A 21,314-nucleotide genomic window follows, 5' to 3' on the forward strand; every position below is an offset into this window, starting at 1 on the left:
GGCGATGGGTTACCTGGACAGCGCGTATGTCACCCTCGACACACCCGTATGGGCCATCGTCCGTGGGAAAAAGGTGCAAATGCTTGTAAGCAAAATGCCATTTGTTCCACAACGCTACTACCGCGGCTGATTGACTGTTTCTATAAGTAACGCGATTGCGTTAAGCGTGCACTAATGTGTAACGCAATCGCCACAAAAAAGTGCATTTTCTAACATCTGATTCGAATATGAACTTTGCTTATAACGATCGAAAACTAATGAACAGGCTAATCGTCTAAGCCCCACTAGAAGACTGACTAACTGCCAGCAAGCGCAGGAAAACCGGGGCCTTCACGGGGCTTGTTTTTTCTCCCGTAGTTGGCGTAGAGTTTGTCCACTGTGTTTGCATGGGTCAGCTTGGAATCGTGACCTGGGCAGTAGCCTACAAGTTAGCTACATCCCGTTCGACGTCTTCTTACTCTCCTGCAACCAGCCCCAGTACTCTTTCATGAGGAAGAGACTGTCATTAATTTTTTGCGTCAAAGGAAATAAGAAATGTCCCAACGTCAGAGCGGTACCGTCAAGTGGTTTAACGACGAGAAAGGTTTTGGTTTTATCACTCCAGAAAGCGGTCCGGATCTGTTCGTGCATTTCCGCGCTATTCAGGGCAACGGCTTCAAAAGCCTGAAAGAAGGCCAGAAGGTGACCTTCGTTGCAGTGCAAGGCCAGAAAGGCATGCAGGCTGACGAAGTACAAGCTGAAGGCTGATCTTCTGCTGTGAAAAAGCCCCTGATATTGATATCAGGGGCTTTTTTGTGCGCGCGAATCCGTAAAATGGCGCTTCATTTTGCGTCCAGAGGCTGCCATGTCGAAAAACCTGCTCACACCCCAGGGCGACTTTCCTGCCGTTGGCCTTGGCCGGCGCCTGGCCGCGATGTTCTATGACTTCCTGTTGTGCACCGCCCTGCTGATCGTCACTGGGTTCGTTTACAAGCTGATCCAGGCGGCGATCATCGGTGAAGAACGCCTGCGCGTGCTGACAGACGCCGGAAAAATGGACGGCGATCCGCTGTATTCCACAGTTTTGCTGCTGGTGCTGTTCGCCTTCTTCGCCAAGTTCTGGACTCACGGCGGGCAGACACTGGGCATGCAGGTGTGGGGCATCCGCGTACAGAACGCCGATGGCAGCGCGATCAGCCTGTGGCAGGCGCTGCTGCGCTTCATGGTGTCGATCGCTTCATGGCTGTGTGTGGGGCTCGGATTCTTCTGGTCGCTTTTCGACAAGCAGAAGCGCACTTGGCACGACATGTATTCCGATACCCGCGTGGTGCGAATTCCAAAGAAACAAAAATAGCGCGCATAAAAAAGATCGCAGCCTGAGTGAAGTCCAGCATGCGCTTCAATGGGCGGATCGCCTGCGGAATCAACGCCGGATCGACAAAAATCTCGTTCGTCCCTTCCTTCAGGCTCTTGAGCGTGCGCTCAAGGGTGTTCATGGCCATCCACGGGCAATGTGCGCAACTGCGGCACGCCGCGCCGTTACCGGCGGTTGGCGCCTCGATGAAGACCTTGTCCGGGCACAGCTGCTGCATCTTGTAGAAGATGCCACGGTCGGTGGCGACGATCAGGGTCTTGTTCGGCAGGCTTTGCGCGGCAGCGATCAACTGACTGGTGGAACCTACTGCGTCTGCCAGTTCGATCACCGAAGTCGGCGACTCCGGGTGCACCAGAATCGCGGCATCCGGGTACAGCGCCTTCATGTCCTCGAGCTGCTTGGACTTGAACTCTTCGTGAACGATGCACGCGCCGTCCCACAGCAGCATGTCGGCGCCGGTCTTGCGCTGAATGTAAGTACCCAGGTGCTTGTCCGGTCCCCAGATGATGGTCTCGCCGTTGTCCATCAGGCTTTCGACGATCTCCAGCGCGCAGCTCGACGTCACCACCCAGTCAGCCCGGGCTTTGACCGCAGCCGAGGTGTTGGCGTACACCACCACCGTGCGTTCCGGGTGCTGATCGCAGAACGCCGAGAACTCGTCCACCGGACAACCCAGGTCCAGCGAGCAGGTGGCGTCCAGGGTCGGCATCAGCACGCGCTTTTCCGGGTTGAGGATCTTCGCGGTCTCGCCCATGAACTTCACGCCGGCGACCACCACGGTCTTGGCCGGATGGGCGTTGCCGAAGCGGGCCATTTCGAGGGAGTCGGACACACAGCCGCCGGTTTCTTCGGCCAGGGCCTGAATCACCGGATCGCAATAGAAGTGGGCAACCAGCACCGCATCCTGAGCCTTGAGCTCGGCGGCGATGGCGGAACGGTAGTAGGCCTCTTCCTCGGCAGTCAGCGGTTTGGGCTGTTTGGCATCGAGGTGGGCTTGAACCAGAAGGCGTTCGGAAATCTGCGTCATGTTCGCAAGACCTGCAGGCGCTCTCGCGCGAAAGTCGAGTATACACCCGGCTCCGGACCGCTTGAGGGTACCGCCGGGAGAGTGAGTTTTTATCAGGCACGGACAGCGTTGAAGCTGCGCAAGGCTACAGAATATCCCGTTGATACAAAAGATGATTCTGACCTGTGTCAGCACAGGCAACGATGAAAGGAGCGGTGCCTGAATCGCAGGCAAAAAAAAACCCGGAAATCCTCACTTTCGTGGGCCTTCCGGATTTTCTAAACCGCCAAATATGGTGGGTCGTGTGGGATTCGAACCTACGACCAATTGGTTAAAAGCCAACTGCTCTACCAACTGAGCTAACGACCCGCTGTGTGGTGGCGCGTATAATACTGATTTTTAAGGACTATTCAACACCTTTTTGAAAAAAATCAAAAATAAGGTGTTGGATCGCCTACACCAGCCGCTGCGAAGCCTTCTGCACGCAGGCGGCAGCTGTCGCATTTGCCGCACGCACGGCCTTCATCGTCCGCCTGATAGCAGGAAACAGTCAGACCGTAATCTACACCCAGCTTCACGCCCGCCTGGACGATCTGCGCCTTGCTCAGGTTCTGCAGCGGTGCCTGGATGCGGAAGCCATTGCCTTCCACGCCCGCCTTGGTCGCCAGGTTAGCCATGCGCTCGAACGACTCGATGAACTCCGGACGGCAATCCGGGTAACCGGAGTAATCCACTGCGTTCACGCCGATAAAGATGTCACGGGCGCCGAGCACTTCGGCCCAGCCCAGCGCCAGCGACAGGAACACCGTGTTGCGCGCCGGCACGTAGGTCACCGGGATGCCCTCGCCCAGCTCCTCGGGAATGTCGATGCTGGTGTCGGTCAGTGCCGAGCCGCCCATGCCGTTGAGGTTCAGGCCGATCACCTTGTGCTCGACCACACCCAGATCGCGAGCGACGCGCGCTGCGGCATGCAGTTCGGCGTGGGAGCGCTGGCCGTAATCGAAACTCATGGTGTAACAGGCATAACCTTCGGCGCGGGCCATCGCCACCACGGTGGCCGAATCCAGCCCACCCGACAACAGGATTACCGCACGTTTCTCACTAGTGTTCAGTTGTTCAGTCATATCAGCGCCCCGGCTCGTCATTCCATAGATATTTATGCAGTTGCAGTTGCAGCCGCACCGGCAGGTTGTCTGCCACCACCCAGTCCGCCAGATCCCTGGCATTGAGGTCATGATGACTTGGGGAAAACAGCACTTCACCCGCACGTCGATCGAGACCGTACTGGATCAGCTTCGAGACCGCCCAGTCGTAGTCGTCCCGCGAGCAGATGACAAACTTCACCTGATCGTTGCGGGTCAGCAGTTCGATATTTTCGTAGCGGTTGCGGTGAGCCTCTTTCGAGTCCGGCGTCTTCAAGTCGACAACGCGACTGACACGCGGATCTACTGCCGAGATATCGAGGGCGCCACTGGTTTCCAGGGAGACCTCATATCCGGCATCACACAACTGCTTGAGCAAGGGGATGGCGTTCGGCTGTGCCAGCGGCTCGCCGCCGGTCACACAGACATAGCGCGGACGATATCCGGCCACTTGCTCGAGAATGTCGTCGAGGGAACGAATCGTGCCGCCGCTGAACGCATAGGCACTGTCGCAGTATTGGCAACGCAACGGGCAACCGGTCAGGCGCACAAAAACCGTGGGCAGCCCGGCTGTCCGAGTTTCCCCCTGCAACGAGTAGAAAACTTCGGTAATTCTCAATGTGTCTTGCATAGTCGCCACGGGCGTAACAGCTAAACAGGCTGTCCGCCTCCGTCAGGCACTTCAGGCAACCCCGCCAACGCGTAGATCACCAGAAGCGTGTTTCAGAAAAAAGGGCGTGAATTCTAACGAAAAAACCCGCGACAAGCGCGGGTTTCTTCCAAACGGGTCAAACACACTTACATGCGTTGCAGATCGCGTTGGGCCAGCTGGGCAGCGGAAGTCCCCGGGTATTGGGAAACCACCTGCTGCAGAATGCCTTTGACCTTGTCGGTATGACCAAGACGGCGCTCTACGTCAGCCAGCTTGTACAGCGAATCCGGCACTTTGTTGTGCTTGGGATAGAGCTGCGAAACCTTGGCAAAAGCCTGACCTGCGCCTTGCAGATCGCCCTTGGCCAGATTGACTTCGCCCAACCAGTACTGGGCATTGCCCGCGTACTGACTGTTCGGGTATTTGCGCAGGAAGGCCGAGAAAGCCTGGCTGGCCTTGTCGAAATCCTTGGCTTTGATCAGGTCGAAAGCGGCATCGTAATACAGCTTTTCCTTGGCCGGATCACCCGGTTCGCTACTTGCAGCAGGTGCCTGGGCGGCAGCAGCCCCGGCGCCAGCGGCAGCACCGGCAGCAGCACTTGCATCGCCACCGGCAGAAGAATTCTCAGGAGTCGCGGCAGGTGCAGCACCGGATCCTATGCGCCGATCAAGATCCTGGTATCGCTCCAGGGACTCTTGCTTCATGCGCGCAACCTGATTCTGCAGTTCTTCGATCACGCCTTGCTGGCGCGATATCTGATCCTGCATCTGTTGCAATTGGTTGAACAGCATGCCCTGTGCCGAGGCAGGGGCCGAAGCCGCTCCCCCGGCATAGGCGCCGTTCGTACCGTAACCCGCAGGCGGATAACTGCTCCCGCTATTGTTATAACCGGAGTTGTCATCGACCACAGGAACCGCAGCCCACGCCGCAAGCGGCGCGAGGCTGAGAGCCAGAACAGTTACAGCACGACGGCACGTTCGCATATCGAATTACTTACGCAGTTCGACGCGACGGTTTTGAGCCCAGGACTGCTCGTCGTTGCCGGTAGCAACTGGACGCTCTTCGCCGTAGGAAACCAGTTCCAGCTGAGCTGGGGAAACACCTTGCAGTACCAGGTAGCGCTGAACGGCTTTCGCACGACGCTCGCCCAGTGCCATGTTGTACTCACGAGTACCACGTTCGTCGGTGTTGCCTTCCAGAACAACGCGAGCGCCGTTTGCTTTCAGGTCTTTGGCGTGAACGTCCAGAGCGCGCATGGCTTCTGGCTTCAGGTCCGAGCTGTCGTATTCGAAGTAGAAGGTGGTGATTGCGCGCAGAGCAGCTTCTTCGCTCAGGGAACCGTCAACGGCACCAGTGTTTGCGCCGTAACCAGCGTTTGGATCAACAGCGCCTTCACCGGCGTTGTCGCCGCCTTTGGACGAGCAACCTACAGCTACAGCCATGGCCAGAGCCAGCGCAGCAAATTTACCAAACTTCAGCATTTCCATCGTGAAACTCCTAATGAACCCCAGTGTGTTAAGTAAAACGTAAAGCGCCGCGTCAGTTCAGGTAAGGGGACCAGGACGGTTCTCTGACTTCGCCTTGTGCGGTAGGAAGCGGGAGCCTCACGCGTCCATTAATGGACACGAGCATCAAGACTCCCCGGCCCTGCTGGCGGGTGGCGTAGATTACCATGGTGCCGTTGGGCGCAACAGTGGGTGACTCGTCCAGAGTGCTATCAGTGAGGATCTTTACACTACCTCGCTGCAAATCCTGGGCCGCCACTTTGAAATTGGTGAAACCGTCCTGGCGATGGATCATCACCAGAGTCTTTTCATCAGCCGAAAGCTTCGGGTTGGCGTTGTAGTTGCCAATGAAGGTCACACGCTCGGCACCGCCGCCATTGGCGCTGGTTTTGTAGATTTGTGGTTTGCCGCCGCGGTCCGAGGTGAAGTAGATGGTCGAACCATCCTTGCCCCAGTACGGTTCGGTGTTGATGCCAGGACCTGCAGTCACGCGAGTGATCTGACGCGAACCCAGGTTCATCACATAGATGTCCGGGTTGCCGTCTTTCGACAGTACGAAAGCCAGGCGATTGCCATCCGGCGACCAGGCTGGCGCGCCGTTCAGGCCTTCGAAGTTGGTGATCTGCTCACGGCGACCGGTGTCGATATTCTGCATGAAGATCCGTGGACGCTTCTGCTCGAACGACACGTAGGCGATGCGCTTGCCATCCGGTGCGAAACGCGGCGACAGGATCGGCTCGCGCGATTGCAGCAGCGTCACGGCGCGGGCACCGTCGTAGTCCGAACGCTGCAGGGTGTAGCGAGTGTTCTTCTCGGAGAAACGCTCGGCTGTCACGTACAGCAGACGGGTCGAAAACGCACCTTTGATACCGGTGAGTTTTTCGAACGACTGGTCAGAGATGAAGTGCGCCATGTCGCGCAGTTGCTCGGTGGTACCGGAAACACTGCCGTCAGCCACTTTCTGCTCGGTGGCCACGTTGAACAGTGCCCACTGCACCTGCAGACGACCGCCTGCTGGAGCAATGCTGCCGACCATCATGTATTGAGCACCCACCGCCTTCCAGTCACGGAAGATGATTTCACTCGGCTGGCTTGGCTGGCTGATCATGTTCTGCTTTGGAATCGGCGAGTAATAGCCCGAGTTCCGCAAATCGTTACCAATGATTTCAGCCATGTCGTCCGGCAACACGGCACCGCCCTGCATGCCGAACGGTACAACGGCGATCGGGGTGGCCCGATCGCTGCCGCTGGTGACCAGAATGTTCTTTTCATCAGCCATCGCGATCCCTGCCATGCAGCAGATCACGACCAGCATTCCTCGAAGAAGGTTTCTCACAAGGCTAGATCCTCAGGTGTGAATGTCATCTTGAATGAACGATACGGAGCGAAATCGCTCGGCTTCATTCCCTGCATTTCCGTCAAACGTCCAATATTCTTGACCGCCGCGACTGCCGAAGCATCGAACGGACCGTCGCCACTGGACTTGGCCACGCTGGCCGAAGTCACCGTACCGTCCGGCAACATGCCGATTTGCAGCACGACCGTCATGCCTTTGCGTGCCGAAGGAGGACGAGCCCAGCCTTCCGCTGCCCGCGCACGAATCAGGTCATCGAAACTGCCCGCGACTTCGTCACCCTGCTCATCGGCCAAGGCCTGCTGACGCTGTGGCGTGTCGGAAAGCAAATCTGCCAGGGCCTGAGCCTTTTTGTCTTCGGCAGATTTACGTGCCGCATCCTGCGCTTTCTTCTTCGCAGCATCGGCAGCAGCTTTCTTCTTCGCTTCGTCGGCGACTTTCTTCTTCGCCTCTTCAGCTTCAGCTTTCTTCTTGGCGTCTTCGGCGGCTTTCTTCTTCGCGTCTTCGACGATCTTCTTCTTGGCTTCTTCAGCGGCCGCTTTCTTGGCCTCTTCTTCAGCCGCCTTCTTGGCTTCTTCTTCGGCTTTCTTCTTGGCTATATCAGCCAATTGTTTCTCTTCTGCCTTCTTGGCCTCGGCTTTCTTCGCATCGTCGGCTTTCTTGGCTTCATCAGCCTTTTTCGCCTCGTCCGCTTTCTTCGCCTCGTCGGCCTTCTTGGCTTCCTCGGCCTTTTGAGCCGCTTCTTCTTTCTTTTGTTCCGCAGCCTTCACCGCTTCCTGCTCGACCTTTTTCTGCTCCATCTGCTCGACTTCAGTCTGACGCGCGGCGGATTTCTTCGCCTCACCCGCAATCTTCTGATTGGTCTGGGTGGTTGCCTGACTTTTCGATTTCAGCTGGTACAGGGTCGCCTGGACAATCGGCTTGGCCGGCGGCAGCTCCGGTGTCAGGGCAAAACTGACGAACAGCATGCCGAACACCAGCACGTGCAAGCCAATTGCCAGGACGCTAGGCCAGAAGTAGCTTTCCGAGGCGGACGGCTCTCGCTGTTGCTGCATCAGGGCGCCTCGGTAATCAAGCCAACATTACCGACCCCGGCTTTCTGCAACCCGCCCATCGCGCCCATGACGGCGCCGTAGTCGACCGACTTGTCGCCGCGAATGAACACCTGGGTGTGCTTGCCGCCTTCGTTGCCGGCGCGAATGATCTTGGTCACCGCGTCAGTCATCTGTGGCAGCGTCATGGCCCTGTCCTGCTGCTTTTCAGTGTCGACTTCGCTGCCAAGGTTCCAGTAGTAGGTCTTGTCAGCCTTGATCGAAATGGTCAGCACCTGAGTGTTGTTGTCCTGCGGCAAGGCTTCACTGGAAACCTTGGGCAGATCCACTTTCACGCCCTGATTGAGCATCGGCGCGGTCACCATGAAGATAACCAGCAGCACCAGCATCACGTCGATGTATGGCACCACGTTCATCTCGGCGACCGGCTTGCGCTTGTTTCGGGCTCGAGCGATTAAAGCCATCGGGAAATACCTGCTTATTCTTCGCTGGTGTGCACTTTGCGGTGCAGGATCGCCTGGAACTCATCGGCGAAGGTGTAGTAGCGGCTCAGCAAGGTTTCGCTGCGGGCAGAGAAACGGTTGTAAGCGATAACGGCCGGGATCGCGGCGAACAGGCCGATCGCGGTGGCGATCAGGGCTTCGGCGATACCCGGGGCCACGGTGGCCAGGGTCGCTTGCTGGGCCTGAGCCAGACCACGGAAGGAGTTCATGATGCCCCACACGGTACCGAACAGACCGATGTACGGGCTGACCGAACCAACGGTGGCGAGAAACGGCAGGCTCTGCTCCAGCTTCTCTTCTTCACGGGAGATGGCAACGCGCATGGCACGGGCCACACCTTCCATCACCGCTTCGGGATCGACGCCTGGCTGCTGACGCAGACGGGAGAACTCCTTGAAACCGGCACGGAAGATCTGCTCCACGCCCGAATCCGGATCCGGGTTGCTGCCCGCCTGACGGTACAGTTTGGACAGGTCGATACCCGACCAGAAGCGCTCTTCGAAGCTCTCCAGGGCGCGTCGACCGGCGCGCAGCAGATTGCTGCGCTGAAAGATCATGATCCATGAGGTCACCGATGCGGCCACCAGGGTCAACATTACCAACTGCACCACGATGCTGGCATTGCTGACCAGGCTCCACATGGAGGAATGGTCGACGACGTTAGCTTCCACGCTTTATCTCCTGCTTTGAGTGTGTACCCGTGCCGCCCGCGTCGGCAAAGGCCGCACGCAAGGATTCGGGCATGGCCCGGGGTTTCAAACTGTCGGTGCGCACACAGGCCACCAGAAACTGCCCTTCACAGAGCAGCACATTATCCGCAGCCCGCCTGACCTGCTGTTTGAAGCGCAGGCTGGCACGGTTCAATTCGATTACATCAGCGCTTACCAGCAGTTCGTCGTCCAGTCGCGCCGGCGCGTGGTAGCGCGCTTCGCTGGAATGCACGACAAACAACAGGTCCTCCCCGGCCAGTTCCGACTGGGCAAAGCCCAGCGTCCGGAGCCGCTCGGTTCGAGCCCGTTCCATAAACTTGAGGTAATTAACGTAATACACGATGCCGCCCGCATCGGTGTCCTCGTAATAAACGCGACAACGATGTGCGAACGGCTCAAGCCCGTTTTGCGCGCGCATACTCTAGTGCTTACTCCTCGGGTTGCCAATCCGGCCAGGCAACTGTTTTTTCAGTGTTTAAGGCTTTACCGCAAAAGTACCGTCCTGTGACAGTACAAACGCTGAATAAATCGCGAAAAAATGTGTATCAATCGTCCACGGCATCGAGAAACTCGTCTGCCACGGGCATCTCGCCCATTCGTGACGGAATGTTCAGACCGAAATGCAGGTACGCATGCCGCGTCACCACCCTGCCCCGTGGCGTACGCATGATGTAACCCTGCTGAATCAGGTACGGCTCCAGCACGTCTTCAATGGTATGACGCTCTTCACTGATCGCCGCTGCCAGACTGTCGATGCCCACCGGCCCCCCATCGAATTTCTCGATCATGGTCAGCAGCAGGCGCCGGTCCTGATGATCAAATCCGTGTTCGTCGACATCCAGCAGGTTCAGCGCCAGATCCGCCACCGTCTTGGTGATATGACCCTTGGCGCGCACTTCAGCGAAGTCGCGCACCCGACGCAGCAGGCGGTTGGCGATCCGCGGCGTACCACGAGCGCGGCGCGCCACTTCGAAGGCGCCCTCCGGGTCCAGCGGCAAGCCGAGAATGCTTGCCGAACGACTGACAATCGTCGACAGGTCAGCGGTGCTGTAGAACTCGAGACGCTGGACAATACCGAAACGGTCACGCAACGGGTTGGTCAGCATGCCGGCACGGGTGGTAGCGCCGACGAGGGTGAACGGTGGCAGATCGAGCTTGATCGAGCGCGCCGCCGGTCCTTCGCCGATCATGATGTCGAGCTGGAAGTCTTCCATCGCCGGATACAGCACTTCCTCAACGATGGGCGACAGGCGATGGATTTCATCGATGAACAGCACGTCGTGCGGTTCAAGATTGGTCAGCAGCGCTGCCAGATCACCCGGACGCTCAAGCACCGGGCCGGACGTGCTTTTGATCGACACGCCCATTTCCTGGGCAATGATGTTGGCCAGCGTGGTCTTGCCCAGGCCCGGCGGGCCGAAGATCAGCGTGTGATCGAGGGATTCGTTACGCCCACGGGCGGCCTGGATGAACAGTTCCATCTGCTCGCGGACAGTCGGCTGGCCAATGTAGTCGGCCAGGCTGACAGGGCGAATGGCCCGGTCCTGGACTTCTTCGCGCTCGCGCGGGCTGTGCGCGGCGGCGATCAGACGATCAGCTTCAATCACTTAAATCATTCCCTTCAGGGCGCGGCGGATCATGTCTTCACTGCTCAGGTTCTTGTCCTTGATGGCGGAAATCGCCTTGCTCGCTTCCTGCGGCTTGTAGCCCAGGGAAATCAGCGCGCTGACGGCATCGTTCTCGGCGGTGTTGACCGGCGCCGGGCCGTCCGGCTGGTTCGGCACCAGAGCGAACATGGTCGGCGAGGTTTCCCAGGCCTTGAAACGATCCTTGAGTTCGACCAGCAGGCGCTCGGCGGTTTTCTTGCCGACCCCCGGGACCTTGGTCAGCGCCGAAGTGTCCTGGGATTGCACGCAGCGGATCAGCTCATCGACTTCCAGACTCGACATAAGCGCCAGAGCCAGTTTCGGCCCGACACCATTGAGACGGATCAACTCGCGAAAAAAGTCTCGCTCACGCTTGCCGGCAAAGCCATAGAGTAACTGCGCGTCTTCGCGTACGACCAAATGGGTGTGCAGCGTCAGCGGTTCACCGACCGACGGCAGGCGATAAAGGGTGGTCATGGGCACTTCCAGCTCATACCCGAGGCCGTTTACATCCAGAATCAGGTGCGGCGGCTGCTTCTCAGCCAGGGTGCCGCGCAAGCGTCCAATCACGTTTCAGATCCTTGAGCGTTGACCAGCCGTGGGCTGGCGACAGATGGAAGGCGGGATTCGGGCCGACGACCCAGGCGCGAAATCCGCATTCCGCAAAAATGATTGCTGATGCTATCAGAGACGCAGGCGCCCGCCACGACTGCGTGCGGTTCCCAAGCCATGCGGCAACAGGCTGGAACGGGTATGCGCGTGACAAATGGCGATGGCCAGCGCATCGGAGGCATCGATTTGCGGTTTGCTGGTCAGCTTGAGCATGTGCATGACCATCATCTGCACCTGTTCCTTATTGGCGGCACCGGTGCCGACCACAGCCTGCTTGACCTGGGTTGCGGTGTACTCGGCAATCTCCAGACACTCTTCGGCGCCGGCAACAATCGCCGCACCGCGAGCCTGCCCGAGCTTGAGCGCCGAGTCAGCATTTTTCGCCATGAACACTTTTTCGATGCCCATGGTCACCGGGCCATAGGTCTGAATGATTTCACGTACGCCGCGATAAACGATTTGCAGCCGCTCATGCAGCTCGCCGGCGCCGGTACGGATGCAGCCCGAGGCCACATAGATGCAGCCGCCGCGTCCGGTATCGCGAACAATCCCGTAACCGGTGATGCGCGAGCCGGGGTCGATACCCAGAATTAAAGTCATAACGCCTGCAGAAATTGATGCGAAAGCTGAGGGTACATGTAGGAGCTGCCGAAGGCTGCGATCTTTTGCTCTTTAAAAACACAAAGATCGCAGCCTTCGGCAGCGCCTACAGACCAATTGTAGAGCCACCAAAAACTGCGACCTTGGTATTTTGCATCAGCCGAGCTGAGCGGCCACGTCTTCCGGAATGTCCGCATTGGAGTAGACGTTCTGTACGTCATCCAGATCCTCGAGCATGTCGATCAGCTTGAGCACCTTCTCCGCGCCTTCCAGATCCAGTTCGGCGCTGGTGGTCGGCTGCATGACGATTTCTGCGTCATCACCTTTGAAACCGGCCGCTTCCAGCGCGTTGCGCACGGCATAGAAGCTGGTGAACGAGGTGAACACGTCGATCGAGCCGTCCTCATGGCTGACCACGTCGTCGGCATCGGCTTCCAGTGCGGCTTCGGTCAGGGCATCTTCGTCAACGCCCGGGGCGAAGCTGATCTGACCCTTGCGCTCGAACAGGTAGGCCACCGAACCGTCGGTGCCGAGGTTGCCGCCGCACTTGCTGAACGCATGGCGCACGGCTGCCGCGGTGCGGTTGCGGTTGTCGGTCATGCACTCGACCATCACCGCCACACCACCCGGGCCGTAACCTTCGTAGGTCAGTTCTTCAACGTTGTCCGCTTCGGTCGCACCGGCGCCACGGGCCACGGCACGGTCGATGATGTCGCGGCTCATGTTCGCACCCAGCGCCTTGTCCAGGGCCAGACGCAGACGCGGATTGGAACCCGGATCGCCGCCACCCTGACGGGCCGCAACGGTCAGCTCACGGATCCACTTGGTGAAGATCTTGCCTCTCTTGGCATCCTGACGTTCTTTGCGGTGCTTGATGTTCGCCCACTTGGAATGACCTGCCATAACTCGCTCCGAATTCTCTTTGAAACGTTGCCCGCCCTGCTCATGCAGCGGCCAGCAAACAAAAAATCTCGACCTGTTCTTTATAGAAAGAAAAAAGGCGCATCCGAAGATGCGCCTTCAGGCCCGTCTTACTCAGCCTTTGGCGTTTCGCGCAAACGAATGTGCAGCTCGCGCAATGCCTTGGCATCCACCACACCCGGCGCTTGCGTCATGACGTCCGCAGCACTCTGGGTTTTCGGGAAGGCAATCACTTCACGGATCGACTGGGCGCCGGTCATCAGCATCACCAGACGGTCCAGACCGAAAGCCAGACCACCGTGCGGCGGCGCACCGTACTTCAGCGCGTCGAGCAGGAAGCCGAACTTCTCTTCCTGTTCCGCTTCATTGATACCCAGCAGGCGGAACACCGCTTGCTGCATTTCCTTGCGGTGAATACGGATCGAACCGCCACCCAGCTCGGTGCCGTTCAGCACCATGTCGTAGGCGCGGGACAGAGCACCGGCCGGATTGGCTTCCAGCTCTTCAGGGGAGCACTTCGGTGCGGTGAACGGGTGGTGCAGCGCAGAGAAGCTGCCGTCGTCGTTTTCTTCGAACATCGGGAAGTCGACGACCCACATTGGCGCCCACTTGCAGGTCAGCAGGTCGAGGTCGTGGCCGAGCTTGATACGCAGCGCGCCCAGGGCTTCGCTGACAATCTTGGCCTTGTCGGCACCGAAGAACACGATGTCGCCGTCAACTGCACCCACGCGATCAAGGATGGCGTTGAGATTTTCCAGCGGGATGTTCTTCACGATCGGCGATTGCAGACCATCAACACCGGCCGCGCGCTCGTTGACCTTGATGTACGCCAGGCCCTTGGCACCGTAGATGCCGACGAACTTGGTGTAATCGTCGATCTGCTTGCGCGGCATGCTCGCTCCGCCTGGAACGCGCAGAGCGGCGATACGGCATTTCGGGTCGTTGGCCGGGCCGCTGAAGACCTTGAATTCAACTTCTTTCAGTTGATCGGCAACGTCGACTAGCTCCAGCGGGTTACGCAGGTCCGGTTTGTCCGAACCGTAGCGACGCATGGCTTCTTCGAAGGTCATGTGCGGGAATTCGCCGAATTCCAGATCCAGCACTTCCTTGAACAGGTTGCGGATCATGCCTTCGGTCAGGCCCATGATGTCTTTTTCGTCGAGGAAACTGGTCTCGATGTCGATCTGAGTGAACTCAGGCTGACGGTCGGCACGCAGGTCTTCGTCGCGGAAGCACTTGGCGATCTGGTAGTAACGGTCGAAGCCGGCCACCATCAGCAGTTGCTTGAACAGCTGTGGCGATTGCGGCAGCGCGAAGAACGAACCGGCGTGAGTACGGCTCGGCACCAGGTAGTCACGCGCACCTTCCGGAGTCGCACGGGTCAGGATCGGCGTTTCGACGTCAAGGAAGCCGTTCTCGTCGAGGTAGCGACGGATGCTGGTGGTCATGCGCGAACGCAGGCGCAGCTTCTCGGCCATTTCCGGACGACGCAGGTCCAAGAAGCGATAGCGCAGACGGGTTTCTTCGCCGACGTCGGAGTATTCGTTGAGCGGGAACGGCGGGGTTTCCGCTTCGTTCAGCACTTGCAGCTCGTAGCCCAGCACTTCGATCATGCCCGACGCCATGTTGGCGTTGGTTGCACCGGCCGGACGCAGACGCACCTTGCCGGTGATCTTCACCACGTACTCGCTGCGCACGCGATCGGCAGCGGCGAAGCTCTCGGCGCGATCCGGATCGAACACCACCTGGGCCAGACCATCACGATCACGGATGTCGAGGAAAATCACCCCGCCGTGGTCGCGGCGACGGTGAACCCATCCGCAAAGGGTAATTTCCTGGCCTTCCAGGCTTTCGTTCAGTTGGCCGCAATAATGGCTGCGCATCATGGTAGTGGTTTCGCTTCTCGTAATTCGAAATTCGGTGGAGATCCCGTTGCCATCAAGCTTGCGGAATCTCACGCGTGTCGTTCGACCTGGGCCTGAACCCTAGTCAGATTTGTCGCCACCGGCCAGATTCTTCTTGGCGCCGGTCTTGAAATCGGTTTCGTACCAACCGCTGCCGCTGAGGCGAAAACCCGGCATGGACAGCTGTTTCTTGAGCTCTGGCGCCTGACAGGCAGGGCAGTCGACCAGCGGTGCCTCGCTGATCTTTTGAATGGCTTCCAACTGATGACCACAGGAAGCGCATTGGTAATCGTACATCGGCATGGGGGTGTCTCGGCGATCAGATTGCCACCGCGCGCAGGGCTTTGCGGCGAAAGAGCGGGATTATATCCATTAAATGCAGGCTGTGCAGCCGTAAGACTGCACAGCCTGCAACGTCATTTCAAGTCATGCCCGTGCATGGGCACATTGCTCGCCGGTGTGTCCCTGAGTCCATTCATTACACACACCACCCGGACCAGACCACTGAAGTTTTTCACCCCGCCGTGGCGCAGGTGCACTTGCCGATCCACATGGGACAACAGTGTGCTGACCGAGCAGCCGTTGTCATCGGCCATGCGCCCGAGAATATCCCAGTAAACCTGCTCAAGCCTCAGACACGTGGCAAACCCGTTCAGACGCACGGACCTGGACCAGGGCCTGATCAACGCAAAGTCGAATTCGCTGACAAACGGGTCGACTTTTATTTCCTGTGGCAAACCGATGCTTTCGCTTCGCCTGTCTGCACCTGACATCACTGACACTCCTTTGCCGTTTCTGCTTGTTATCAAGGCAACATCCTGTTGCCCCCCATAAAAGCGCGAACGCAAAGTTATATCCAGATGACTATTTGACCATCTGCGTAGGATAAGCAGACACCTACGGTAAGACTTCAGGCGCTACGCACGCGCCCGAAATTGCTCACTCAGGTTTCGAGCAGTGCCCGCAGCATCCACGCGGTTTTCTCATGGACCTGCATACGCTGGGTCAGCAGGTCGGCTGTCGGTTCGTCGCTGACCTTGTCCAGCAGCGGGAAGATCCCGCGAGCGGTGCGGGTCACCGCCTCCTGGCCCTCGACCAATTGCTTGATCATGTCCTCGGCGCTTGGCACACCGACTTCTTCCTTGATGGAGGAAAGACGTGCGTATGTGGCGTAGGCCCCTGGCGCAGGAAAACCCAACGCCCTGATGCGCTCGGCAATCAAGTCCACAGCCAGCGCCAGCTCGTTGTATTGCTCTTCGAACATCAAATGCAGGGTCCGGAACATGGGACCTGTGACGTTCCAGTGGAAGTTATGGGTTTTCAGATACAGCACGTAGGTGTCCGACAGCAGCCGCGACAGCCCCTCGACGATGGATTTGCGGTCTTCTTCACTGATACCGATGTCGATTGCCATGTTTACCCCCTAAGGCGATTGAATTCATCCAACAGGTGCAGCCCCACTCTAGCAAGGCAACGGCGACCTCGCAGCCGGCAATCGGCACACGCGGTGCGACAAATCGACCGTGCAGGCACCGCTGGCCGCCCTGATTTGAGTAGCTGCAGGCTTTGCTGTTAAATAGGCAGTGTGTCGCTACGCCCCATTTTCCGGGGTTTGGCGCATAGGCTGATACCGCGTACGTGTCCAACGCCTCTTTTTGTTTCGAAGCGAACCGTGCGTCTTCAGCTCTTCCTTGTGAGCCGTCATAACGTGAGCCAATCAAAATGTTGAAAATCGTCCACCTGCTAATGGGCGCAGCAGCCTTGCTGCTGTCGTTCATACCGAGCCTGAGATCCGAAGCCGTTCCTTACCTGCAACAACCCGATGCACTCTACCTGGCCTTTTTCGGCCTGCTGAACCTGGTCATCGCTCCAGTGATCCCTTTCTGGAACAAAGGCCCGCGCCAGCATCTGCAAAATCTGGTCAGCGCTCTTCTCGTGCTGACTGTCGTCCTGCAAACGCTGACCCTGATCGCCCCGATGCCTGTCATCGCCGGTCAACCGGCCGTGTTGTTCAGCCTGGTGATTGCCCTGGTTGCGGTCGTCCTGCATCTGGCTGTCAGCTTCTACAAATCGTCACCGGCCGCCGCGCCTGTCAGCTATGACATGAGCAACCGTGATACCGGCACCGTGAAGTGGTTCAACACGTCCAAAGGCTTCGGCTTTATTTCCCGGGATTCCGGCGATGATATTTTCGTGCACTTTCGTGCAATCCGTGGCGAAGGCCACCGCGTCCTGGTCGAAGGCCAGCGCGTGGAGTTCTCGGTAATGAACCGGGATAAAGGCCTGCAAGCCGAGGATGTGATCGCCGCTCTGCCGCGTCGCTGATCCAAGGCAACAAAAAACCGCGAACAGCCAGGCTGTTCGCGGTTTTTTTATGTCCGCACAAACGCGCCGACCTCAGTAATGGGGCGGCGGCGCCTCTTCCTCGAAAGAATCGAACTGCCCGACCATCTCTTCCTGGCGCTTGAGCAATGCGGCCATTTGCAGTTGCAGGCGCTCGATCACCCGCTGTTGTGCCACCAGCTCGTCGTTCAACGCCTGAATGGTGTCGTCCTGGAAGGCCAGACGACTTTCCAGATCGGTAACGCGCTCTTCAAGGCTCATGGCTCAGCCCTCCAGAAACGTGAAATGGTCAGTCAGCACCAGACGCAGCCGTTCACGAATGGCCGCGACCTGCTCGGCGCTGTAGGGTTTGACCGGGTGCTTGCCCCAGACCGGCGCAGGCCATGCCGCATCCTCGCGTTTGCGCACAATGACATGCATGTGCAACTGGCTGACGACGTTGCCCAGGGTCGCGACATTGAGCTTGTCGGCATCGAACAGATCCTTGAGCAACTCGGCCAGCGCGGTGGTTTCCTGCCACAACTGCTGCTGGTCGGCGACATCCAACTGAAACAACTCGCTGATATCGTCGCGGCGTGGCACCAGGATGAACCACGGGTAATTGGCATCGTTGGACAGCAGCAGCCGACACAGCGGAAAGTCGCCAATGGTCAGGGTGTCCTGTTGAAGTCGTGAATCTAAAGCAAACACTGCGTGCACTCCCGGCTGATCTACATCATTCAGCTTAGCGGCCGTCCCCGACGGGCAACGCACCAAGCGACAGGCAGGCAGCATACCTGCGAATTCGCCGGGGTTCACGAAGCCAGTCCACTCAGGCCCTTGCAAGAGGCATTCACACGGACCGTGCACCATCACAGCGCCAGGTTTGCCCTCGAGCACGAACAAATGCCCGAGACGCCCTGATCAACCCGACAGCAGAGTGACCACACACTGTATGAATCCGGTACAGCCTGTAAATTTTTTGCACCAAAAGCGCACAGTGCGTCTACGCTCAGTGCGTCGAGCATCCGCCAAATACTCACTGACGGGGTGAACCGGTAACGTTTTTGGTTGTCATGCCCGCGCGGGAACGTGACAACACGATGCAAAGGTATGCGTCAAGCCCATGATACAAAAGGGCTTGAACCCCCGTTTTCATGCGGTTTTTACAGATACAGGCAGGTGTTCAGAAAAATAAACGCGGCAATCCTGCACTTTGTGCACGCTTGTTGCATTGGGACACATATGGTCTATAAGCGCACCACGGGAACGGGTTGCTTCAGGCCAACAAAAACGGTGGCAGGGTTGCCCCAATGGAGATTCAAGTGTTTTGCCAGGGACTCTTTTTTACCGATGCAAGAAGGCCCAGAAACAGCGATAAAGTTGTCAGTCCGGTTGCATTGGTACTGTGAATTTGCGACATCAACCCAACCATTTGCGACGTCGTCGTAAAGAACATGAAAGGTTGTATGTGCAAGTATCGCCAAACATTGTCGGCGTGATATAAGTTTGCGCCGACACAAAAAGAAAGAGCCGCCCAGATAATAAAACAGGTGGGACGGCAGTACTCTTCTAAAACCAAAGGAGCAAATCACGATGCGCGTGATGAAGTGGAGCACAATCGCACTGGCAGTTGCAGCAGCCGCCAGTACTCAGTTGGCTACGGCCGCCCCGTTTGTAGATGACCAGGCAGAAGCCAAAGGTTTTGTTGAAGGCGCGAAACTCACCGAGACGTTGAAGAACTACTACTTCAACCGCGACAACAAGAACGGTGGCCACGACCAGAAAGACTGGACCCAGGGCTTTCTCGGCAACTTCACTTCCGGTTACACCCAAGGCACCGTAGGCGTCGGTATCGATGCATTCGGTTACCTCGCGGTCAAGCTGGATGGCGGTGATGGTACTACCGGCACTGGCAACATGAGCCGTAGCGACACCGTCAAAGCCAACGGTTATGCCCACGACGTTAACGACAGCCAAGGCAAAGCCGGCGCAGCCGTTAAATTCCGCATCTCCAAAACCGAGCTGAAATTCGGCGACATGCAGCCAAGCACCGCTCCGGTATTCGCTGTTGGCGGCTCCCGTATCCTTCCGCAAACTGCCACTGGTTTCCAGTTGCAGAGCAGCGAAGTCAAAGATCTGGACCTTGAAGCGGGTCACTTCTACTCGGCCACCAGCCAGGACAAAAACGCCCGTGAAGGCGGCCTTTACGCCACCTACGCGGGTGTTGAAGCCAAAAACATCGACTACTTCGGTGGTAAATACGGCATCACTGACAACCTGACTGCATCGCTGTACGGCGCCAAGCTGGAAGACATCTGGAACCAGTACTACGCCAACGTGAACCTCACTACCCCGTTTGGTGGTGACACTTCGCTGAACACCGACTTCAACATCTACCGCACCACCGACACCGGCAGCGCCAAAGCGGGCGACATCAGCAACACCGCCTTCTCGCTGGCAACCGCCCTGTCGTTCCTGAAGGCACACACCTTCACCCTGGCCTTCCAGAAGGTCAACGGCGACACTCCGTTCGACTACATCGGCGTGGGCAAGAACAACCGTGGTGGCGACTCGATCTTCCTCGCCAACTCCATCCAGTACTCCGACTTCAACGGTGCAGGCGAGAAATCCCTGCAAGCCCGTTACGACCTGAAAATGGCCGAGTACGGCGTTCCTGGCCTGAGCTTCATGGTTCGTTACGTTAAAGGTTGGGATATCGACGGTACCCACACTCCAGCGGGTAGCGCTTACGCCGGCCTGTACGGTGAAGACGGTAAGCACCACGAAACCAACTTCGAAGCCAAGTACGTTGTTCAGTCTGGCCCAGCGAAAGATCTGTCCTTCCGCATCCGTCAAGCCTGGCACGTTGCTAACGCTGACGAAGGCGAAGGCGACGTTAAAGAGTTCCGCCTGATCACCGAATACCCACTGAACATCCTGTAATTGTCAGTGGTTAGTTTGGAAGCATAAAAAAGGCCCATCTTAGGATGGGCCTTTTTTATTGCCTGTCACTTGTAATAAATGCCTGACCAACAAGTCAGGCATTTAATTAGCAACCTATCATTGTGTTGCCGATTCCTGAACCACGCGAATCACACGCTGTGGAAATGGAATATCAATACCGGCCGTCTTTAAACGATCACGCGACTGTTCGTTAAACATGAACATCACGTCCCAATAGTCTGCAGTTTTAACCCAGACTCGCAGGGAAACCGTGATCGAACTGTCACCCAACGTCGAAATGACCGCTTGTGGGGCAGGATCCTGCAGCACGCGCTCATCCTTGGCCAGATCCAGCAGCACCTGACGAGCCTTTTGCAGATCGGCTTCATAATCCACACCCACGTCGAACACCACTTTGCGGGTTGGCTGACGGTTGGTGTTGGTGATGATGCCGTTCGACAGATTGCCGTTCGGGACGATGATGGTCTTGTTGTCACCGGTACGCAGCACGGTGTGGAAAATCTGGATGCTGTCGACCGTACCCGCCACGCCTTGCGCTTCGATCCAGTCACCGATACGGAACGGACGGAACAGCAAAATCAACACGCCGCCGGCGAAGTTCGCCAGGCTGCCCTGCAACGCCAAGCCGATGGCCAGGCCAGCGGCACCGATCGCTGCAACGAACGAAGTGGTTTCGACGCCGATCATCGAGGCCACGCTGACGATCAGCAGCACCTTGAGAATGATATTTGCCAGGCTGCTGATGAAGCCTTGCAGCGCCAGATCGGCATTGCGCAGAGCCAGCAGACCGCCGAGCTTTTGCGTGACCTTGTTGATCAGCCACCAGCCGATCGCCAGGGTAATCACTGCCAGCAGCACGCGGCTGCCGTATTCCATGATCATCGGAATCCACGCCTGGGACGCCTTGACCAGGTTGTCTACCTCAGCATTCAAATCCATCTTCCATCTCCTGATTTCCGGCTACCCGGGCTGTACACAAATTAAAAGTGGGAGCGGGCTTGCTCGCGAAAGCGGTGTGTCATTCAACAATGAGTTGCCTGACACACCGCTTTCGCGAGCAAGCC

At 57.8% G+C, this 21,314-nt stretch carries 24 protein-coding genes, 1 tRNA gene and 2 pseudogenes; 5 read left to right on the forward strand and 22 right to left on the reverse strand.

The window, feature by feature from the left end; genetic code table 11:
- The 3 genes and pseudogenes from gcvT to DBR18_RS24125 all read left to right on the forward strand — a co-directional run.
- A pseudogene (gene gcvT, locus DBR18_RS29820) lies at positions 1-130 on the forward strand (glycine cleavage system aminomethyltransferase GcvT); the annotation flags it as partial.
- Between the two features lie 404 nt (positions 131-534).
- Entirely contained in the window at positions 535-747 is a 213-nt protein-coding gene (locus DBR18_RS24120; protein ID WP_007934683.1) for a cold-shock protein, read from the forward strand.
- A gap of 97 nt (positions 748-844) precedes the next feature.
- Positions 845-1,333 carry an RDD family protein gene (locus tag DBR18_RS24125; protein ID WP_108592201.1) on the forward strand — a complete coding sequence of 163 codons (489 nt, stop codon included), beginning with the start codon at positions 845-847 and terminating at the stop codon, positions 1,331-1,333.
- Positions 1,334-1,349: 16 nt separating this feature from the next.
- Here the strand turns inward: DBR18_RS24125 and nadA are convergent.
- The 19 genes and pseudogenes from nadA to DBR18_RS24220 form a co-directional block, all read right to left on the reverse strand.
- Positions 1,350-2,381 (reverse strand): annotated as a pseudogene (gene nadA, locus DBR18_RS24130) (quinolinate synthase NadA); the annotation flags it as partial.
- Between the two features lie 272 nt (positions 2,382-2,653).
- Positions 2,654-2,729, reverse strand: a tRNA-Lys gene (locus DBR18_RS24135).
- Between the two features lie 62 nt (positions 2,730-2,791).
- Entirely contained in the window at positions 2,792-3,484 is a 693-nt protein-coding gene (queC, locus tag DBR18_RS24140) for a 7-cyano-7-deazaguanine synthase QueC (protein ID WP_108592202.1), read from the reverse strand.
- Between the two features lies 1 nt (position 3,485).
- Positions 3,486-4,133, reverse strand: a complete 648-nt coding sequence (gene queE, locus DBR18_RS24145; RefSeq protein WP_108592203.1) for a 7-carboxy-7-deazaguanine synthase QueE — start codon at positions 4,131-4,133, stop codon at positions 3,486-3,488.
- Positions 4,134-4,300: 167 nt separating this feature from the next.
- Entirely contained in the window at positions 4,301-5,137 is an 837-nt protein-coding gene (ybgF, locus tag DBR18_RS24150; RefSeq protein ID WP_108592204.1) for a tol-pal system protein YbgF, read from the reverse strand.
- A 6-nt stretch (positions 5,138-5,143) separates the two neighbouring features.
- The gene (pal, locus tag DBR18_RS24155; protein WP_003178634.1) at positions 5,144-5,641 is read right to left on the reverse strand and encodes a peptidoglycan-associated lipoprotein Pal; all 498 of its coding nucleotides are present in this window, start codon (positions 5,639-5,641) and stop codon (positions 5,144-5,146) included.
- Positions 5,642-5,693: 52 nt separating this feature from the next.
- On the reverse strand, positions 5,694-6,974 hold the full coding sequence (gene tolB / locus DBR18_RS24160; protein WP_177325710.1) for a Tol-Pal system beta propeller repeat protein TolB: 1,281 nt from the start codon (positions 6,972-6,974) through the stop codon (positions 5,694-5,696).
- Positions 6,975-6,991: 17 nt separating this feature from the next.
- Entirely contained in the window at positions 6,992-8,068 is a 1,077-nt protein-coding gene (tolA, locus tag DBR18_RS24165) for a cell envelope integrity protein TolA (protein WP_108592205.1), read from the reverse strand.
- Complete coding sequence (tolR, locus tag DBR18_RS24170) at positions 8,068-8,520, reverse strand: protein TolR (protein ID WP_177327371.1); 453 nt, start codon at positions 8,518-8,520, stop codon at positions 8,068-8,070. Before tolR ends, tolA begins: the two co-directional genes overlap by 1 nt.
- A 23-nt stretch (positions 8,521-8,543) precedes the next feature.
- Positions 8,544-9,239: a protein TolQ gene (tolQ, locus tag DBR18_RS24175; RefSeq protein WP_003227517.1), complete on the reverse strand. Its 696-nt coding sequence runs from the start codon at positions 9,237-9,239 to the stop codon at positions 8,544-8,546.
- Complete coding sequence (gene ybgC / locus DBR18_RS24180) at positions 9,229-9,696, reverse strand: tol-pal system-associated acyl-CoA thioesterase (RefSeq protein WP_108592206.1); 468 nt, start codon at positions 9,694-9,696, stop codon at positions 9,229-9,231. Before ybgC ends, tolQ begins: the two co-directional genes overlap by 11 nt.
- Before the next feature lie 127 nt (positions 9,697-9,823).
- Entirely contained in the window at positions 9,824-10,885 is a 1,062-nt protein-coding gene (gene ruvB, locus DBR18_RS24185) for a Holliday junction branch migration DNA helicase RuvB (RefSeq protein ID WP_108592207.1), read from the reverse strand.
- Positions 10,886-11,494 carry a Holliday junction branch migration protein RuvA gene (gene ruvA / locus DBR18_RS24190; protein WP_108592208.1) on the reverse strand — a complete coding sequence of 203 codons (609 nt, stop codon included), beginning with the start codon at positions 11,492-11,494 and terminating at the stop codon, positions 10,886-10,888. It abuts the gene before it with no gap.
- A 114-nt stretch (positions 11,495-11,608) separates the two neighbouring features.
- Positions 11,609-12,136: a crossover junction endodeoxyribonuclease RuvC gene (gene ruvC, locus DBR18_RS24195; RefSeq protein ID WP_007962095.1), complete on the reverse strand. Its 528-nt coding sequence runs from the start codon at positions 12,134-12,136 to the stop codon at positions 11,609-11,611.
- A gap of 156 nt (positions 12,137-12,292) precedes the next feature.
- Positions 12,293-13,039 (reverse strand): YebC/PmpR family DNA-binding transcriptional regulator, encoded by a 747-nt coding sequence (locus DBR18_RS24200; protein WP_003227527.1) that lies wholly within the window; start codon positions 13,037-13,039, stop codon positions 12,293-12,295.
- Positions 13,040-13,167: 128 nt separating this feature from the next.
- Positions 13,168-14,943, reverse strand: a complete 1,776-nt coding sequence (aspS, locus tag DBR18_RS24205; RefSeq protein ID WP_108592209.1) for an aspartate--tRNA ligase — start codon at positions 14,941-14,943, stop codon at positions 13,168-13,170.
- Between the two features lie 99 nt (positions 14,944-15,042).
- On the reverse strand, positions 15,043-15,264 hold the full coding sequence (locus tag DBR18_RS24210) for an FmdB family zinc ribbon protein (RefSeq protein WP_003227532.1): 222 nt from the start codon (positions 15,262-15,264) through the stop codon (positions 15,043-15,045).
- A gap of 113 nt (positions 15,265-15,377) precedes the next feature.
- Positions 15,378-15,734: a ribbon-helix-helix domain-containing protein gene (locus DBR18_RS24215; protein WP_108592210.1), complete on the reverse strand. Its 357-nt coding sequence runs from the start codon at positions 15,732-15,734 to the stop codon at positions 15,378-15,380.
- A 170-nt stretch (positions 15,735-15,904) separates the two neighbouring features.
- Positions 15,905-16,375 (reverse strand): Dps family protein, encoded by a 471-nt coding sequence (locus DBR18_RS24220; RefSeq protein ID WP_003227537.1) that lies wholly within the window; start codon positions 16,373-16,375, stop codon positions 15,905-15,907.
- A gap of 308 nt (positions 16,376-16,683) precedes the next feature.
- Between DBR18_RS24220 and DBR18_RS30180 the strand changes: the two genes are divergently transcribed.
- Positions 16,684-17,286: a cold-shock protein gene (locus DBR18_RS30180; protein WP_108592211.1), complete on the forward strand. Its 603-nt coding sequence runs from the start codon at positions 16,684-16,686 to the stop codon at positions 17,284-17,286.
- A 72-nt stretch (positions 17,287-17,358) separates the two neighbouring features.
- On the opposite strand, the gene DBR18_RS24230 is transcribed toward DBR18_RS30180, so the two are convergent.
- On the reverse strand, positions 17,359-17,565 hold the full coding sequence (locus DBR18_RS24230) for a SlyX family protein (protein ID WP_025112781.1): 207 nt from the start codon (positions 17,563-17,565) through the stop codon (positions 17,359-17,361).
- 3 nt (positions 17,566-17,568) lie between these two features.
- Positions 17,569-17,994 (reverse strand): HIT domain-containing protein, encoded by a 426-nt coding sequence (locus tag DBR18_RS24235; protein WP_108592212.1) that lies wholly within the window; start codon positions 17,992-17,994, stop codon positions 17,569-17,571.
- Positions 17,995-18,879: 885 nt separating this feature from the next.
- On the opposite strand from DBR18_RS24235, the gene DBR18_RS24240 reads away from it, so the two are divergent.
- On the forward strand, positions 18,880-20,229 hold the full coding sequence (locus DBR18_RS24240; RefSeq protein WP_108592213.1) for an OprD family porin: 1,350 nt from the start codon (positions 18,880-18,882) through the stop codon (positions 20,227-20,229).
- Between the two features lie 117 nt (positions 20,230-20,346).
- On the opposite strand, the gene DBR18_RS24245 is transcribed toward DBR18_RS24240, so the two are convergent.
- Positions 20,347-21,189, reverse strand: a complete 843-nt coding sequence (locus DBR18_RS24245; RefSeq protein ID WP_007912753.1) for a mechanosensitive ion channel family protein — start codon at positions 21,187-21,189, stop codon at positions 20,347-20,349.
- Positions 21,190-21,314: the final 125 nt, after the last annotated feature.

It is taken from the genome of Pseudomonas sp. HMWF021, assembly GCF_003061005.1.
GTDB lineage: Bacteria > Pseudomonadota > Gammaproteobacteria > Pseudomonadales > Pseudomonadaceae > Aquipseudomonas.

Coding starts and splice junctions, on each gene's coding strand:
- DBR18_RS24120 (WP_007934683.1), top strand. CDS start 535: ATGTCCCAACGTCAGAGCGGTACCGTCAAGTGGTTTAACGACGAGAAA.
- DBR18_RS24125 (WP_108592201.1), top strand. CDS start 845: ATGTCGAAAAACCTGCTCACACCCCAGGGCGACTTTCCTGCCGTTGGC.
- queC (WP_108592202.1), bottom strand. CDS start 3,484: ATGACTGAACAACTGAACACTAGTGAGAAACGTGCGGTAATCCTGTTG.
- queE (WP_108592203.1), bottom strand. CDS start 4,133: ATGCAAGACACATTGAGAATTACCGAAGTTTTCTACTCGTTGCAGGGG.
- ybgF (WP_108592204.1), bottom strand. CDS start 5,137: ATGCGAACGTGCCGTCGTGCTGTAACTGTTCTGGCTCTCAGCCTCGCG.
- pal (WP_003178634.1), bottom strand. CDS start 5,641: ATGGAAATGCTGAAGTTTGGTAAATTTGCTGCGCTGGCTCTGGCCATG.
- tolB (WP_177325710.1), bottom strand. CDS start 6,974: ATGCTGGTCGTGATCTGCTGCATGGCAGGGATCGCGATGGCTGATGAA.
- tolA (WP_108592205.1), bottom strand. CDS start 8,068: ATGCAGCAACAGCGAGAGCCGTCCGCCTCGGAAAGCTACTTCTGGCCT.
- ybgC (WP_108592206.1), bottom strand. CDS start 9,696: ATGCGCGCGCAAAACGGGCTTGAGCCGTTCGCACATCGTTGTCGCGTT.
- ruvC (WP_007962095.1), bottom strand. CDS start 12,136: ATGACTTTAATTCTGGGTATCGACCCCGGCTCGCGCATCACCGGTTAC.
- DBR18_RS24200 (WP_003227527.1), bottom strand. CDS start 13,039: ATGGCAGGTCATTCCAAGTGGGCGAACATCAAGCACCGCAAAGAACGT.
- aspS (WP_108592209.1), bottom strand. CDS start 14,943: ATGATGCGCAGCCATTATTGCGGCCAACTGAACGAAAGCCTGGAAGGC.
- DBR18_RS24210 (WP_003227532.1), bottom strand. CDS start 15,264: ATGCCGATGTACGATTACCAATGCGCTTCCTGTGGTCATCAGTTGGAA.
- DBR18_RS24215 (WP_108592210.1), bottom strand. CDS start 15,734: ATGTCAGGTGCAGACAGGCGAAGCGAAAGCATCGGTTTGCCACAGGAA.
- DBR18_RS24220 (WP_003227537.1), bottom strand. CDS start 16,375: ATGGCAATCGACATCGGTATCAGTGAAGAAGACCGCAAATCCATCGTC.
- DBR18_RS30180 (WP_108592211.1), top strand. CDS start 16,684: ATGTTGAAAATCGTCCACCTGCTAATGGGCGCAGCAGCCTTGCTGCTG.
- DBR18_RS24230 (WP_025112781.1), bottom strand. CDS start 17,565: ATGAGCCTTGAAGAGCGCGTTACCGATCTGGAAAGTCGTCTGGCCTTC.
- DBR18_RS24240 (WP_108592213.1), top strand. CDS start 18,880: ATGCGCGTGATGAAGTGGAGCACAATCGCACTGGCAGTTGCAGCAGCC.
- DBR18_RS24245 (WP_007912753.1), bottom strand. CDS start 21,189: ATGGATTTGAATGCTGAGGTAGACAACCTGGTCAAGGCGTCCCAGGCG.